11 protein-coding genes and 3 tRNA genes are annotated in these 14,119 nt (G+C 44.6%); 12 read left to right on the forward strand and 2 right to left on the reverse strand.

Features of this window, described 5'->3' with window-relative positions; all coding sequences use genetic code 11:
• Nucleotides 1–6 precede the first annotated feature (6 nt).
• The 4 genes from AB4558_RS00740 to AB4558_RS00755 all read left to right on the forward strand — a co-directional run bounded on the left by AB4558_RS00740 (nucleotide 7) and on the right by AB4558_RS00755 (nucleotide 1,563).
• Nucleotides 7–91, forward strand: a tRNA-Leu gene (locus AB4558_RS00740).
• Nucleotides 92–141: 50 nt separating this feature from the next.
• Nucleotides 142–218 (forward strand) — tRNA-Met (locus AB4558_RS00745).
• Nucleotides 219–273: 55 nt separating this feature from the next.
• Nucleotides 274–358, forward strand: a tRNA-Leu gene (locus AB4558_RS00750).
• 158 nt (nucleotides 359–516) lie between these two features.
• A complete protein-coding gene (locus AB4558_RS00755) occupies nucleotides 517–1,563 on the forward strand; it encodes a lactonase family protein (RefSeq protein ID WP_372157673.1) in 1,047 nt (348 codons plus the stop codon).
• A 68-nt stretch (nucleotides 1,564–1,631) separates the two neighbouring features.
• On the opposite strand, the gene AB4558_RS00760 is transcribed toward AB4558_RS00755, so the two are convergent.
• A complete protein-coding gene (locus tag AB4558_RS00760) occupies nucleotides 1,632–2,807 on the reverse strand; it encodes a 2-octaprenyl-3-methyl-6-methoxy-1,4-benzoquinol hydroxylase (protein WP_017064167.1) in 1,176 nt (391 codons plus the stop codon).
• Between the two features lie 308 nt (nucleotides 2,808–3,115).
• Between AB4558_RS00760 and miaB the strand changes: the two genes are divergently transcribed.
• The 5 genes from miaB to lnt all read left to right on the forward strand — a co-directional run bounded on the left by miaB (nucleotide 3,116) and on the right by lnt (nucleotide 8,848).
• Nucleotides 3,116–4,540: a tRNA (N6-isopentenyl adenosine(37)-C2)-methylthiotransferase MiaB gene (gene miaB, locus AB4558_RS00765; protein ID WP_017062326.1), complete on the forward strand. Its 1,425-nt coding sequence runs from the start codon at nucleotides 3,116–3,118 to the stop codon at nucleotides 4,538–4,540.
• Nucleotides 4,541–4,703: 163 nt separating this feature from the next.
• A complete protein-coding gene (locus AB4558_RS00770; RefSeq protein WP_017064169.1) occupies nucleotides 4,704–5,825 on the forward strand; it encodes a PhoH family protein in 1,122 nt (373 codons plus the stop codon).
• Nucleotides 5,826–6,287 carry an rRNA maturation RNase YbeY gene (gene ybeY / locus AB4558_RS00775; RefSeq protein ID WP_372157675.1) on the forward strand — a complete coding sequence of 154 codons (462 nt, stop codon included), beginning with the start codon at nucleotides 5,826–5,828 and terminating at the stop codon, nucleotides 6,285–6,287.
• Nucleotides 6,288–6,407: 120 nt separating this feature from the next.
• On the forward strand, nucleotides 6,408–7,298 hold the full coding sequence (corC, locus tag AB4558_RS00780; RefSeq protein WP_012603382.1) for a CNNM family magnesium/cobalt transport protein CorC: 891 nt from the start codon (nucleotides 6,408–6,410) through the stop codon (nucleotides 7,296–7,298).
• A 32-nt stretch (nucleotides 7,299–7,330) separates the two neighbouring features.
• Nucleotides 7,331–8,848, forward strand: coding sequence for an apolipoprotein N-acyltransferase (lnt, locus tag AB4558_RS00785; RefSeq protein ID WP_372098219.1), 1,518 nt, complete (start codon nucleotides 7,331–7,333; stop codon nucleotides 8,846–8,848).
• A gap of 90 nt (nucleotides 8,849–8,938) precedes the next feature.
• Here the strand turns inward: lnt and AB4558_RS00790 are convergent, their stop codons facing one another.
• Nucleotides 8,939–9,409: a zinc ribbon-containing protein gene (locus tag AB4558_RS00790; protein WP_017062329.1), complete on the reverse strand. Its 471-nt coding sequence runs from the start codon at nucleotides 9,407–9,409 to the stop codon at nucleotides 8,939–8,941.
• A 263-nt stretch (nucleotides 9,410–9,672) separates the two neighbouring features.
• On the opposite strand from AB4558_RS00790, the gene leuS reads away from it, so the two are divergent.
• The 3 genes from leuS (at nucleotide 9,673) to holA (ending at nucleotide 14,091) form a co-directional block, all read left to right on the forward strand.
• The gene (gene leuS, locus AB4558_RS00795; protein WP_137002402.1) at nucleotides 9,673–12,249 is read left to right on the forward strand and encodes a leucine--tRNA ligase; all 2,577 of its coding nucleotides are present in this window, start codon (nucleotides 9,673–9,675) and stop codon (nucleotides 12,247–12,249) included.
• A gap of 165 nt (nucleotides 12,250–12,414) precedes the next feature.
• A complete protein-coding gene (gene lptE / locus AB4558_RS00800; protein ID WP_137002403.1) occupies nucleotides 12,415–13,053 on the forward strand; it encodes an LPS assembly lipoprotein LptE in 639 nt (212 codons plus the stop codon).
• A 12-nt stretch (nucleotides 13,054–13,065) separates the two neighbouring features.
• Nucleotides 13,066–14,091, forward strand: a complete 1,026-nt coding sequence (gene holA, locus AB4558_RS00805) for a DNA polymerase III subunit delta (protein WP_017068505.1) — start codon at nucleotides 13,066–13,068, stop codon at nucleotides 14,089–14,091.
• Nucleotides 14,092–14,119 lie beyond the last annotated feature (28 nt).

Below are 14,119 nucleotides of genomic sequence, written 5' to 3' on the forward strand. Positions count from 1 at the left end.
TTTGCTGCGGTCGTGGCGGAATTGGTAGACGCACCAGATTTAGGTTCTGGCGCCGAGAGGTGTGAGAGTTCAAGTCTCTCCGACCGCACCATTATTTCTCTTTCATTAGAGAACAAATAGTGAATCGATTAGATTTATTATGGCTACTTAGCTCAGTTGGTTAGAGCACATCACTCATAATGATGGGGTCGCAGGTTCAAATCCCGCAGTAGCCACCACTTATACAACGTCTTATTGAAGCACCAATATTCGATATGACTATAAAGATTTGCTGCGGTCGTGGCGGAATTGGTAGACGCACCAGATTTAGGTTCTGGCGCCGAGAGGTGTGAGAGTTCAAGTCTCTCCGACCGCACCATCATTAAATAGAACCCAGCTTTTTAGCTGGGTTTTGTTTTATCTGGAATATGCAAATCTGCTAGCCAAGTCACCAAGTATTCTCTTCTATAACCTCACTTTTAATACGATTTTATAAGACAATGTCAGCTCCATTTTCTAATTGAGTATGACTAGCCTATGAAACCCCTCCCCTTAACGATCGGTTGCTACACAGATACACCAAGTAAAAGCCAAGGTGTTTATCAAACTCAGTTAGATCTAGAAACAGGAAAACTATTACCTCTAGAGCTGATCATCAAATGTACTAACCCCTCTTTTATTACTGTAACAAAGACTGGGATCTATACTGCATCGGAAGTGGACCAGCAAAAACAGCCCCAGCTCATTCATATACCTAATGTTGATTCACAGCTAACACACAATACAAGCCTCATCTCGGGAGATCACCCTTGTCACGTCGCGATAGATCCACACAATAAGTTTGCTATCACGTCGCAATACTCATCAGGCACATTCGATATTTTTAGCTTAAGTATCAACGGCAGCATCGATAAACGACTCAAAACAATCCAGATGGTTGGTTCCGGGCCAAACAAAGAGAGACAAACTAGCCCACACGCCCATCAATGCCTGTTCTTACAAAACTCACCACAGTTTGTGACTGTCGATCTCGGCACCGATCGCATCAACTTCTATTGCTTTGATGAAGAGCAAGAAGAGTTCCTTGATGAGCCAATGCAGTCTATTAAGGTGCCCGCCGGCAATGGACCTCGCCATTTAATCTTTAACAAAGCTGAAGACAGAGCCTATGTGGTCTGTGAACTCTCTGAAACGTTGCTGACTTTGGAAAAGGTTTTAGGCATTTGGAATGTAGTGGAAGAGATTGATGCATTGCCTAATATGGAGAAGGGAGAAGCCGCAGCTGCGATTAAGCTATCGCCTGATGAGCAATTCCTTTATGTGTCATGTCGACACCAATCAAGAATCAGTAGCTTCAAAATCGACTCTGAGACTCAAAGGCTGACTTTCATTGATAGCTACGACACTGAAGGCAAATTCCCAAGAGACTTCCATATAACGAACGATGGGAAATGGCTTATCGCCACAAACCAGCACACTAATAACATCACGTCATTCAAGCGAAATACAGAAGACGGATCTCTGGTTTACACAGGCTACTCATTAGAGCTAGATGCGCCAGTTTGTGTGACACAGCAGCGATAGACATCATCGAATACAAAAAAGGAGAGCATTCGCTCTCCTTCTTTTCATAAGCAGTCTTAAACGCTCAATTAGAGACCCAAAGCGTATTTCAATACTTGAGCTTTAATCGGGCCTGAATTTTCAGCTAGTTTTAGAGCAGCATTACGTACAAATTTCAGTGGGCCAATGTCGTTGCTGAATGTCTTGTAGAAGAAATCCATGCCACTTTGCATCATTAGATTGTCGCCTCTTCTTATCACTTCATAGCGTCTTGCTACAGACTGGTTCAATTCACCCTTTTCTTTGGTGACATCCAGCAGTACTGATACATCTTTGAAGCCTAAGTTAACACCCTGCCCAGCCAAAGGGTTGATGGTATGCGCAGAGTCTCCGACCAAAATACAGTTATTCTTCGAGTATGATTGAGCATGACGTCGTGTCAGAGGAAAAGAACCCGAATTCAAGACTTTGATATCACCTAACTCTTTAGGAAAGTGAGTAAGTACTTCGTTACGTAGTTTTTCAGGGGCCATTGCTGACAGTTGCTTAATACGCAGTGGAGAATCATACCAAACTAACGAGCCCAGCCCGACTTCTTGACCGTCAGAGGTTAGAGAACACAAAGGCAAAAATGAACGAGGGCCACTTGGTAGAAATTGCTGCCAAGTAATATCTTGCTGAGGTTGTTCTGTTTCTACATTGATAAGCATACAGTGTTGTCGATAATCCCAAGCCGTGATGCCAATTCCAGCTTGTTGGCGAACGGCTGAATTCGCACCATCAGCACCAACCACCCACTTCGCAGACAACTCAGCCCCTGATTGAAGCTTTACGATATTGATTTCACCAAACTCAATCACATCGAGCTTTTCTGGGCATAACAGTTCGAGATTGTCGTAGGCATCAAATTGAGACCATAAACCTAATTGAATGAGTCTGTTCTCAACGATATAGCCCAAACGAGGAAGGTCTAGTGAGGCAGCATCAAATCGAGTACGACACTCTGGGTGCTCCCACGTCTCTAAACGTTTATAAGAACACACTCGCATTGCTGCAATACTTTGCCATGCACCAAGATCTTCAAGCAAATCGACCGATGCTTGAGAAATCGCTGACACACGAATGTCCATCGCTTGCGATTCATCAAAAGCTTGTGGGGCAAAACCTTCGATCACCGCAACACTCAGACCTTGCTTTGCAAAACCGATTGCTGTTGCTGCGCCAACCATGCCGCCACCGACTACTACAATATCGTAACTGTTCATATTTCGTACTTATCAGTTTGATTCTTTGACTGTTTTTGATTGTACTTTTTCATAACTAACTTGTAACCAAAAACCTTATTCGAAAAAAGGGTTATCCCTTATGGCATATGGCGTTAACGATAATAAAAACCACTACATAAGAGATTTGTTCAGACTACTAGTCAGTCGGTTTTGAAACCAGTACAATACGCCGCTTGCCGCTAGAGCCTGTCATAAAATTGAATACCGAATTATGACAAACGGGGCTAGCGGATAAATAATGGGCGATTTGCTCCCTTAAATTAAACTAACGATCGAGCGAACATATAATGAGTAAGAAACTGCTAATTAAAACTTGGGGCTGTCAGATGAATGAATATGATTCATCAAAAATGGCCGACCTGCTTAACGCTGCAAATGGCTATGAGCTAACTGAAGTACCTGAGGAAGCAGACGTACTACTATTGAATACTTGTTCTATCCGCGAAAAAGCGCAAGAAAAAGTATTCCACCAGCTTGGTCGTTGGAAAACGCTTAAAGATAAAAAAGAAGGTGTGGTGATCGGTGTGGGTGGCTGTGTAGCGACTCAAGAAGGTGATCACATTCGTCAACGTGCACCTTACGTAGACGTTATCTTTGGCCCACAAACATTACACCGTTTGCCAGAGATGATTAAATCATCACTGTCTAACGAAAAGCCAGTAATGGATATCTCTTTCCCAGAGATCGAAAAGTTCGATAACCTGCCAGAGCCAAAAGCTGAAGGCGCGACGGCGTTCGTTTCTATCATGGAAGGTTGTTCTAAATACTGTACTTACTGCGTTGTACCATACACACGTGGCGAAGAAGTTAGCCGTCCAATGGATGATGTACTTTTCGAAGTTGCTCAACTTGCAGAGCAAGGCGTACGTGAAGTTAACCTGCTAGGTCAAAACGTAAACGCATACCGCGGTCCAACACACGAAGGCGATATCTGTTCATTCGCAGAACTGCTTCGTCTTGTTGCTTCTATCGACGGTATCGACCGTATTCGTTTCACAACAAGCCACCCGCTTGAGTTTGGTGACGACATCATTGAAGTTTACAAAGACACACCAGAGCTAGTGAGCTTCCTTCACCTACCAGTACAAAGTGGTAGTGACCGTATTCTTACGATGATGAAGCGCCCACATACGGCTATCGAGTACAAATCTATTATCCGTAAACTGCGTAAAGCTCGCCCTGACATTCAAATCAGCTCTGACTTTATTGTTGGTTTCCCTGGTGAGTCTAAGCAAGACTTCGAAGATACAATGAAGCTAATTAAAGACGTTGATTTCGATATGAGCTTCAGCTTTGTTTTCTCTCCACGTCCAGGTACGCCAGCGGCAGATTACCCATGTGATGTACCAGCACAAGAGAAGAAAGATCGTCTGTACGAACTGCAGCAAACGGTAAACACACAAGCTATGCGTTTCTCTCGTCTAATGTTAGGCACAGAGCAACGTATCCTTGTTGAAGGCCCATCAAGAAAGAACCTAATGGAACTTCGCGGCCGTACAGAAAACAGCCGTGTTGTGAACTTCGAAGGTTCTGCAGACCTAATCGGTCAATTCGTAGATGTGAAGATCACTGAGGTTTACACCAACTCACTACGTGGTGAGCTAGTTCGCACAGAAAAAGACATGGGTCTACGCGTTGTTATGACTCCAGCAGAAATGATGGAAAAAACAAAACGTGAAGACGAGCTAGGTGTAGCGACATTTACGCCATAGGCAATACAACTGTTTGAGCACAAAGCGCAAACACAAAGCTTGAAATTACCTAACTAAGTGACCATCTTAGAAATAGGGATATCACCATCAGAAGCCCGGTCTAAATCGGGCTTTTTGCTCTTTGTTTTATTTAAGAGTGAGTGGCACAAAATGAGAGGCTAATTTGAGCAATAAAATCGTTACCTTAGAGATAAATCTAGAACCAGCAGACAACAAGCGCTTGGCAAGTTTATGCGGACCATTTGACGACAACATCAAGCATCTTGAGCGTCGTCTGGGCGTTGAGATTAATTACCGTAGCAACTTTTTCACCATTGTTGGTAAGCCTCACACTACAGCCGCAGCTTTAGACATCATCAAACACCTCTATGTTGAAACGGCTCCAGTTAAAGGCAACATAATCGATATCGAACCAGAGCAAATACATCTGGCGATCACCGAGTCAGGCATTTTGGAGCAACACGTCGAGTCTGAAATTGACTACGGCAAAGAAGTGACCATTAAGACTAAAAAAGGCGTCATCAAACCTCGAACGCCAAACCAAGCACAGTACCTAATGAACATGGTGACTCATGACATCACCTTTGGTATTGGGCCAGCAGGTACAGGTAAAACCTACTTAGCCGTTGCTGCAGCAGTTGATGCACTTGAACGCCAAGAGGTTCGCCGAATCCTACTGACTCGTCCTGCTGTTGAAGCCGGTGAGAAGCTTGGTTTCCTACCGGGTGATTTAAGCCAAAAAGTAGACCCATATTTACGTCCACTTTACGATGCGCTGTTTGAGATGCTTGGCTTTGAGCGAGTTGAGAAGCTGATTGAACGTAACGTAATTGAAGTTGCGCCACTGGCTTACATGCGTGGTCGTACATTGAATGATGCGTTTATCATTCTTGATGAGAGCCAAAACACCACGGTAGAACAGATGAAGATGTTCTTAACCCGTATCGGTTTTAACTCACGCGCTGTGATCACAGGTGATATTACGCAAATCGATTTACCTCGTGGTGCAAAATCAGGCTTACGCCATGCGACTGAAGTGCTCAATGAAGTCGACGACATTAGCTTTAACTTCTTCATGTCTGAAGACGTCGTTCGTCACCCTGTAGTTGCTCGTATCGTCAACGCATACGAGAAGTGGGAAGCAAAAGACCAGAAAGAGCGCAAAGAGTTTGAAAAGCGTAAACGTGAAGAGCGTGAAGCCAAACTTCTTGAGGCTCAGCAGGTAGTTACGACACAATTAGCAACACAAAATAGCTCTGTAATTGCAGAACAAGGTGATAAATAGATGTCTATTGAACTAGACCTGCAATTAGCGGTCGAAAATGAGCAAGGTCTTCCAACTGAGCAAGATATTCAGCTTTGGTTGGACAAGACAATTCCTCAGTTTCAAGAGAACGCTGAGTTGACGGTTCGTATCGTTGATACACAAGAAAGCCACAAGCTCAATCATGAATATCGTGGCAAAGATAAGCCAACTAACGTGTTGTCTTTTCCATTCGAGGCTCCTCCAGGGATCGAGTTAGATCTACTGGGCGACCTCATTATCTGCCGCCAAGTTGTCGAAAAAGAAGCAGAAGAGCAAAGTAAGCCTCTGCTAGCACACTGGGCTCATATGGTTGTACATGGCAGTCTGCATCTGCTAGGTTATGATCATATCGAAGATGATGAAGCTGAAGAGATGGAGTCACTCGAGACAGAAATCATGCAATCTATGGGGTTTGAAGACCCTTACATTCTAGAAAAGTAAATTGATTCTAGTAAAGTAGGTTGCAGAGAAACAATAACTCATCGAACCTGTGATTTTCACAGGAATCTGAGTTGTAACGTGTGCTATCACACTTCTGATAGCGTTATTTTTTGAGAAATCATGAACGAAGGTAACCCCCCCACTTCTGAGGGAAGTAAAAAATCTGAAGGTCCGAGTAGAAAGTCCTTCTTTGAACGCCTAGGCCAACTATTTCAAGGTGAAGTAAAAGATCGCCAAGAGCTCGTAGATGTAATCCGCGACTCAGAAATTAATGACCTAATTGACCACGACACACGCGACATGCTCGAGGGTGTTATGGAAATTTCAGAGATGCGAGTACGCGATATTATGCTGCCTCGCTCTCAAATGGTTACAGTTGAACGCACAGATGATCTAGATACATTGATTGCGCTCATTACTGATGCTCAACACTCTCGCTACCCAGTGATCAGTGAAGATAAAGACCATGTTGAAGGCATTCTATTAGCGAAGGACCTACTTAAGTATTTGGGTTCAGAAAGTGCTCCATTTGATATCGAACAAGTGATTCGCCCTGTCGTGGTTGTTCCTGAAAGTAAGCGAGTTGATCGCCTGCTTAAGGAGTTCCAAGAAGAGCGTTACCACATGTCTATCGTTGTCGATGAGTTTGGTGGAGTTTCTGGCCTGGTAACCATTGAAGATATCCTCGAAGAAATCGTTGGTGAAATTGAAGACGAGTTCGACGATGAAGAAGAGCTAGATATTCGTAAGCTGAGTAAGCATACCTTCTCTGTAAAAGCTTTAACCACTATTGAAGAGTTCAACGATACGTTTAACACTGCCTTTAGTGACGACGAAGTGGATACGGTAGGCGGCATGGTTATGACAGCACTCGGCCACCTGCCGGTTCGTGGCGAAATTGTAGAAATCGAAAACTACCATTTCAAAATAACATCAGCAGATAACCGTCGTGTGATTCAGCTACAGGTAACCATTCCTGACGAACAGCCTCTTCCGACTATCGAAGAATAACAACTTCTCTCTAAAGAGATGACAGAAATTAGATGACTAATACCTTTATTCATCGCCTATTACGGCCGCTTGCGGCCGTTTTTGTTGGCGCTATAACCACCCTTTCATTCGCTCCATACTCTATATGGCCTCTTGCTATTCTCAGCCCAGCTTTGTTGCTGTTACTGATCCACAACCGCTCTCCTAAAAGTGCGCTTTGGATTGGCTACGCATGGGGTTTAGGTCAATTCACCACAGGTATCAGCTGGGTATACGTCAGCATTGATGGTTTTGGCGGCATGCCACTGGCAGCCAACCTATTTTTGATGGCATTGCTTGTTGGCTACCTAGCCGTTTATTCAGGGCTATTTACCTGGGGTTTGAATAAATTCTTCCCTGCCAATAACCTAAGCCGCTTTTTCCTCGCAGCTCCTGCATTGTGGTTAGTCAGCGATTGGCTGCGTGGATGGGTAATGACGGGCTTCCCTTGGCTTTGGTTAGGCTACAGCCAAATCGATTCGCCATTAGGTTCATTTGCACCGATTGGCGGCGTAGATCTAGTAACTTTAGCGATCATTGTTTCAGCCTCTGCATTCACTTATGCGATTGTTAACCGAGCTTGGAGCATCGCTCTCATTCCCGCCGTCGTATTTAGTGCAGGCTTTGGTATTCGCAACATCGACTGGGTCACGCCGAACCCTGAAAAAACCACGTCAGTCGTCTTAATCCAAGGCAACGTCGATCAAGACAGCAAATGGCTGCCGAGTCATCGCTGGCCGACCATGATGAAGTACACCGACCTAAGCAGAGAAAACTGGGGAGCGGATATCATCATCTGGCCTGAAGCGGCTATTCCAGCATTCGAAGTTGAGATCCCATCTTTCCTACGTAACTTGGATAGCGCAGCGAAGATGAACAACAGTTCGATCATTACCGGTGTGCTGAATCAGTCTGAAGATAAGAAATACTACAACAGTGTTCTTTCTCTCGGTGTGAATCCATACGGTGAGTACAGCTACGATCCAGACGAACGCTACCATAAACACCACCTGTTACCATTTGGTGAGTTTGTGCCGTTTGAAGATATCTTGCGTCCATTAGCACCTTTCTTTAACTTGCCAATGTCATCATTTAGCCGTGGCGACTTTGTTCAACCAAACATAGTGGCAAATGGTCGTCACTTAGCGCCGGCACTGTGTTATGAGATCATCTTTAATGATCAAGTTAGACAGAACGTAACCGACGAGACTGACTTTATTTTAACGCTCTCTAACGATGCGTGGTTTGGTCGTTCGATTGGCCCTCTGCAACATATGGAAATTGCACAGATGCGTGCTCTGGAGCTTGGTAAGCCGGTTATTCGCTCGACCAACAACGGTGTGACGGCAGTTACTGATTACAAAGGCAATATAATCAAGCAAGTGCCTCAGTTTGAAACGGCAGTGTTAAAAGCTGAACTCATTTCAACGGATGGTCAAACGCCTTATCACACAGTAGGTACTTGGCCACTGTATATCTGGGCGATGCTCAGCTTGGTGATTGGTTGGGTAATTAGAAAGCCAAAAAGCTAGATTCGACGAAAAGTGATTTGAGGGTTGACTGATCGGGTCAACCCTTTTTCATTGCTGTGGTTTTGCGTTGATACGCTATGGTTCAGAAGCTTACGGTTTAAGGGCTTTACGACTAAACCCTTTAGAACCACATTTAATGCATGGAATGATATTGGTTGGGTGGTTATATTCGGTTTGGTGACCACACTCGTCACATACTAAGGTTCCCAAGCCAATGACTTCACCCGCTTGATACAAGCCTTGGTGTTCTAAGTCTTGGAACAGTTCAACCCATTCCACCTTAGTACGATCAGTAATATCCAACAGCCCTTGCCAAATAGAGTCCGCAATCATCAAATAGAATGGACCGCTTTTACTCTCTTCATAGCTTTCGGAAAACTCTTTTAAGTCCGACTTCACGTAGGCAGAGATCAATGAAAGCTCATCTTTAGTCATATCATTAGCTGCTTTCGCAAACTTGCCCGACGTTTCGATTTTGTTGTTGAGCTCTTCAGGGCTATGCTTCAGCGTTTCAATCACCTCTTCGACGACTTCTTCATAGAGCGCTTTTTTCTTCGGCATAACAACCTCCTTAAGATAACCAACCTTTTAGTGAGCAAACGGATGCGCTGCAATGCACTCCCGCTTACAAACAAATGCAATTCATACTCTTAAGTATAGTTGCCCTGCGAAATTCAGTGAAAATTACACAATCTACTAAGCGGCAACTGCAAGTATGAAGGGTATAACTATTGTTGTACTCAGCTCCTTTAGGTATTCTATGACGATCTGTAAGATTCTGTTCTAACCGAACTCACAAATTCCAAGATAACCGGATACCATCGATGCAAGAACAATATAACCCGCAAGAGATTGAACAAAAGGTTCAACAACACTGGGATAACAGCGAGACTTTCGTTGTAAGTGAAGACCCAAACAAAGAAAAATTCTACTGTCTTTCTATGTTCCCTTACCCAAGTGGCCGACTGCACATGGGTCACGTGCGTAACTACACCATCGGTGATGTGGTATCTCGTTTCCAACGTCTACAAGGCAAAAACGTAATGCAGCCAATTGGTTGGGATGCATTCGGCCTACCTGCAGAAAACGCCGCTGTTAAAAACAATACAGCACCTGCACCATGGACTTACGAAAACATTGAGTACATGAAGAACCAGCTTAAGCTTCTAGGCTTTGGTTACGACTGGAACCGTGAATTCGCAACGTGTACTCCAGAGTACTACCGTTGGGAACAAGAGTTCTTCACTAAGCTTTACGAAAAAGGCCTGGTTTACAAGAAGACATCTTCAGTGAACTGGTGTCCAAACGACCAAACAGTACTGGCAAATGAGCAAGTAGAAGACGGTTGTTGCTGGCGTTGTGACACTCCAGTAGAGCAAAAGAAAATTCCACAGTGGTTTATTAAAATCACTGAGTACGCTCAAGAGCTACTAGACGATCTAGACAACCTTGAAGGTTGGCCTGAAATGGTTAAGACCATGCAGCGCAACTGGATCGGCCGCTCTGAAGGTGTTGAGCTATCTTTCGCTGTTAACGGCGAAGAAGCACCATTAGAAGTGTACACAACACGTCCAGATACACTAATGGGTGTTTCTTACGTTGGTATCGCTGCAGGTCACCCTCTTGCAGAGAAAGCATCGAAGAACAACCCAGAGCTTGCTGCATTCGTTGAAGAGTGTCGTAACACTAAAGTTGCTGAAGCTGAACTCGCAACGATGGAAAAGAAAGGTATGGATACTGGCCTAACGGCTATCCACCCTCTTAACGGTCGTGTTGTTCCTGTATACGTAGCAAACTTCGTACTTATGGATTACGGCACAGGTGCGGTAATGGCGGTTCCTGCTCACGATCAACGTGACTACGAATTCGCAACTAAGTACGGCATCGACATCATCCCAGTAATCAAGCCTGAAGACGGTTCTGAGCTAGACGTTTCTGAAGCGGCTTACACAGAGAAAGGTGTATTGTTCGATTCTGGTGAATTCGATGGTCTTGCTTTCCAAGAAGCATTCGATGCAATTGCTGCGAAGCTAGAAGCTGAAGGCAAAGGTAAGAAGACAGTAAACTTCCGTCTACGTGACTGGGGTGTATCTCGTCAACGTTACTGGGGTGCACCAATCCCAATGGTTACCACTGAAGACGGTGAAGTTCACCCAGTACCAGCAGACCAGCTACCAGTCATTCTTCCAGAAGACGTGGTAATGGATGGTGTGACCAGCCCAATCAAGGCAGACAAGTCTTGGGCAGAAACAACATTCAACGGCGAACCTGCTCTACGTGAGACAGATACATTCGATACGTTCATGGAGTCTTCTTGGTACTACGCTCGTTACTGTTCACCACAAGCTGACGATATTCTAGACCCAGAGAAAGCAAACTACTGGCTACCAGTAGACCAGTACATCGGTGGTATCGAGCACGCTTGTATGCACCTATTGTACTCTCGTTTCTTCCATAAATTGCTACGTGATGCAGGTTACGTAACGTCTGACGAACCATTCAAGCAACTACTATGTCAAGGTATGGTTCTAGCTGACGCGTTCTTCCACACGAATGAAAAAGGCACCAAAGAGTGGATTGCTCCTACTGACGTGACTATCGATCGTGACGGTAAAGGCCGTATCGAAAAAGCTGTCGACAACCAAGGCCGCGAAGTTGAACACTCAGGCATGATCAAGATGTCTAAGTCGAAAAACAACGGTATCGACCCACAAGAGATGGTAGACAAGTACGGTGCTGACACAGTACGTCTATTCATGATGTTTGCATCTCCTGCAGACATGACACTTGAGTGGCAAGAGTCTGGCGTTGAAGGCGCAAACCGCTTCCTTAAGCGTGTTTGGAAACTGGTTCACGCTCACTCTTCTAAAGGCGCTGCTGAATCTGTTGATGCTTCTGCTCTGTCTGGTGACCAAAAAGCACTTCGCCGTGATATCCACAAGACTATCGCGAAAGTAACGGACGATATCGGCCGTCGCCAAACGTTCAACACAGCAATCGCTGCGATCATGGAATTGATGAACAAGCTAGCGAAAGCACCTCAAGAGTCTGTACAAGATCGTGCAATCCTTGATGAAGCGCTAAAAGCTGTTGTTCGCATGCTTTACCCAATGACGCCACACATCTCTTACGAAATGTGGATTGCACTTGGTGAATCAAACGTAGACTCAGCAACATGGCCAACTTTCGATGAGAAAGCGCTAGTTGAAGACGAGAAAACTATCGTTGTTATGATCAACGGTAAGCTACGTGCGAAACTAACCGTTGCTGCTGATGCAACAGAAGAGCAGGTTCGTGAGCTTGGTCTGAACGATGAGAACGCTAAGAAGTTCCTAGATGGCTTAACGATTCGTAAAGTTATCTTCGTACCAGGTAAGCTTCTAAACATTGTTGCTAACTAATCTTAGTAGACTAAAACGAACTTAATTCGTTTTTTGCAGTCTTTAGACAGGGTAATGACATTGCCCTGTCTACTTATTTAAACGCTTTACTTTCAGTGACTAACCTCACTTCAACAAGCTAAAGCCTTTAAATAAGTATTCTACCTTCATGAGAGCCATCAAATAATGCGCCTGATTTCACTATCTTCATTGAAAGTTACTATTGTTGTTCTAACCGTGAGTCTACTCAGTGCCTGTGGTTTTCACCTGCGCGGTGACTACTCGGTACCAGAAGAACTCAATAAGATCTCGGTAACCAGTTACGACCAATACAGTACGTTTACACGTATGATGAAAGGCCAACTGCGCATGAATGATGTAGAAATTGTGCCACCAGCTGAAAATACCCCTAACCTGCACATCATTAGCGAGAGTGTTGGTGAGCGTACTTTATCGCTATACCAAAATACTCGTGCCGCCGAAATTGAACTAACATTTAACGCTTCATACCGAGTAACGATCCCAGATCTTGGCTCAAAGACGTTCTCAACCAGCGTAACCCGTAGTTACCTAGATAACCCGCTAACTGCACTTGCGAAGTCGGTTGAACGAGACATGATCGAAGATGAGATGCGTAAGTTGGCAACAAGCCAAATCCTTCGTCAGATGGCTCGACTAAAAGCGAACATTGCAGCTGATAGCATGGACCTAGATGCACTAGAGCACGTTCAAGTGAAAGAACTCGAAAAGCAATACAACATCAAGAATGTTGAGATCGTACCAGCTTCAGAAGAACAACCAACACTTAGCGATTCGGCTGAGTAATAGGTTTATTTGATGCGTATTTTTGCTGACCGCTTATCAGAGCAACTTATTAAACAGTTGAGTAATGTTTACCTAATTTTTGGTAACGAACCGCTACTGTTGCAAGAGAGCCGAGAAGCGATTCAAAAGGCTGCAAAACAGCAAGGCTTTGAAGAACGTCACCGCTTTGCGATTGATAGCAGTCTCGACTGGAATCAAGTCTACGACTGCACTCAAGCACTGAGCCTATTCTCTAGCCGTCAGGTCATCGAGCTTGAACTGCCAGAGTCAGGCGTCAATGCTGCAATAGCGAAAGAGCTACTCGCAATCTCCGAGCATATCCACAGTGATATCTTGTTAATCTTGGTGGGCACTAAGCTCACCAAAGCTCAAGAAAGCGCTAAGTGGTTTAAGGCTCTTTCGAATCAGGGTCACTGGGTCAGTTGCCTAACGCCAGATGTCAGTCGGTTACCTCAGTTTGTCCAAGCGCGTTGCCGTCAAATCGGTTTAACGCCAGACCCTGAAGCGATTCAAATGCTGGCGCAATGGCATGAGGGTAATCTATTTGCTCTCACCCAAAGCCTAGAAAAACTGGCTCTCCAATACCCAGATGGAAAACTCACGTTAGTACGCTTAGAAGAATCGCTGAGTCGACACAACCATTTTACTCCATTCCATTGGAGTGATGCGTTATTGGCAGGCAAAGGTAACCGAGCACAACGAATCCTGCGTCAGCTAGAAGCTGAAGGTGTCGAACCCGTCATTTTATTACGTAGCATACAACGAGAGCTTGCTCTGCTATTACAAATGCAGCAACAAATGAAACAGATGCCGATTGGTCAGGTCTTCGAAAAACACCGTATCTGGCAATCTAAAAAGCCTCTTTATAACGCCGCGCTAACAAGAGTTTCGATTTCTCAATTACACTCTTTGTTCGCGTTGCTCACTCAAGCTGAATTGATGACAAAAACTCAATATGAGCAGTCGCCTTGGCCACTAATTCATCAGTTAAGCGTAGAGTTTTGTATCCCTTCAGCTTCAATACCATTCCACGCATAAAAGCGTGTTATATTCTAGGGTCAACAAG

This window comes from Vibrio sp. 10N.222.51.C5 (assembly GCF_041474575.1).
Lineage (GTDB): Bacteria > Pseudomonadota > Gammaproteobacteria > Enterobacterales > Vibrionaceae > Vibrio > Vibrio crassostreae_C.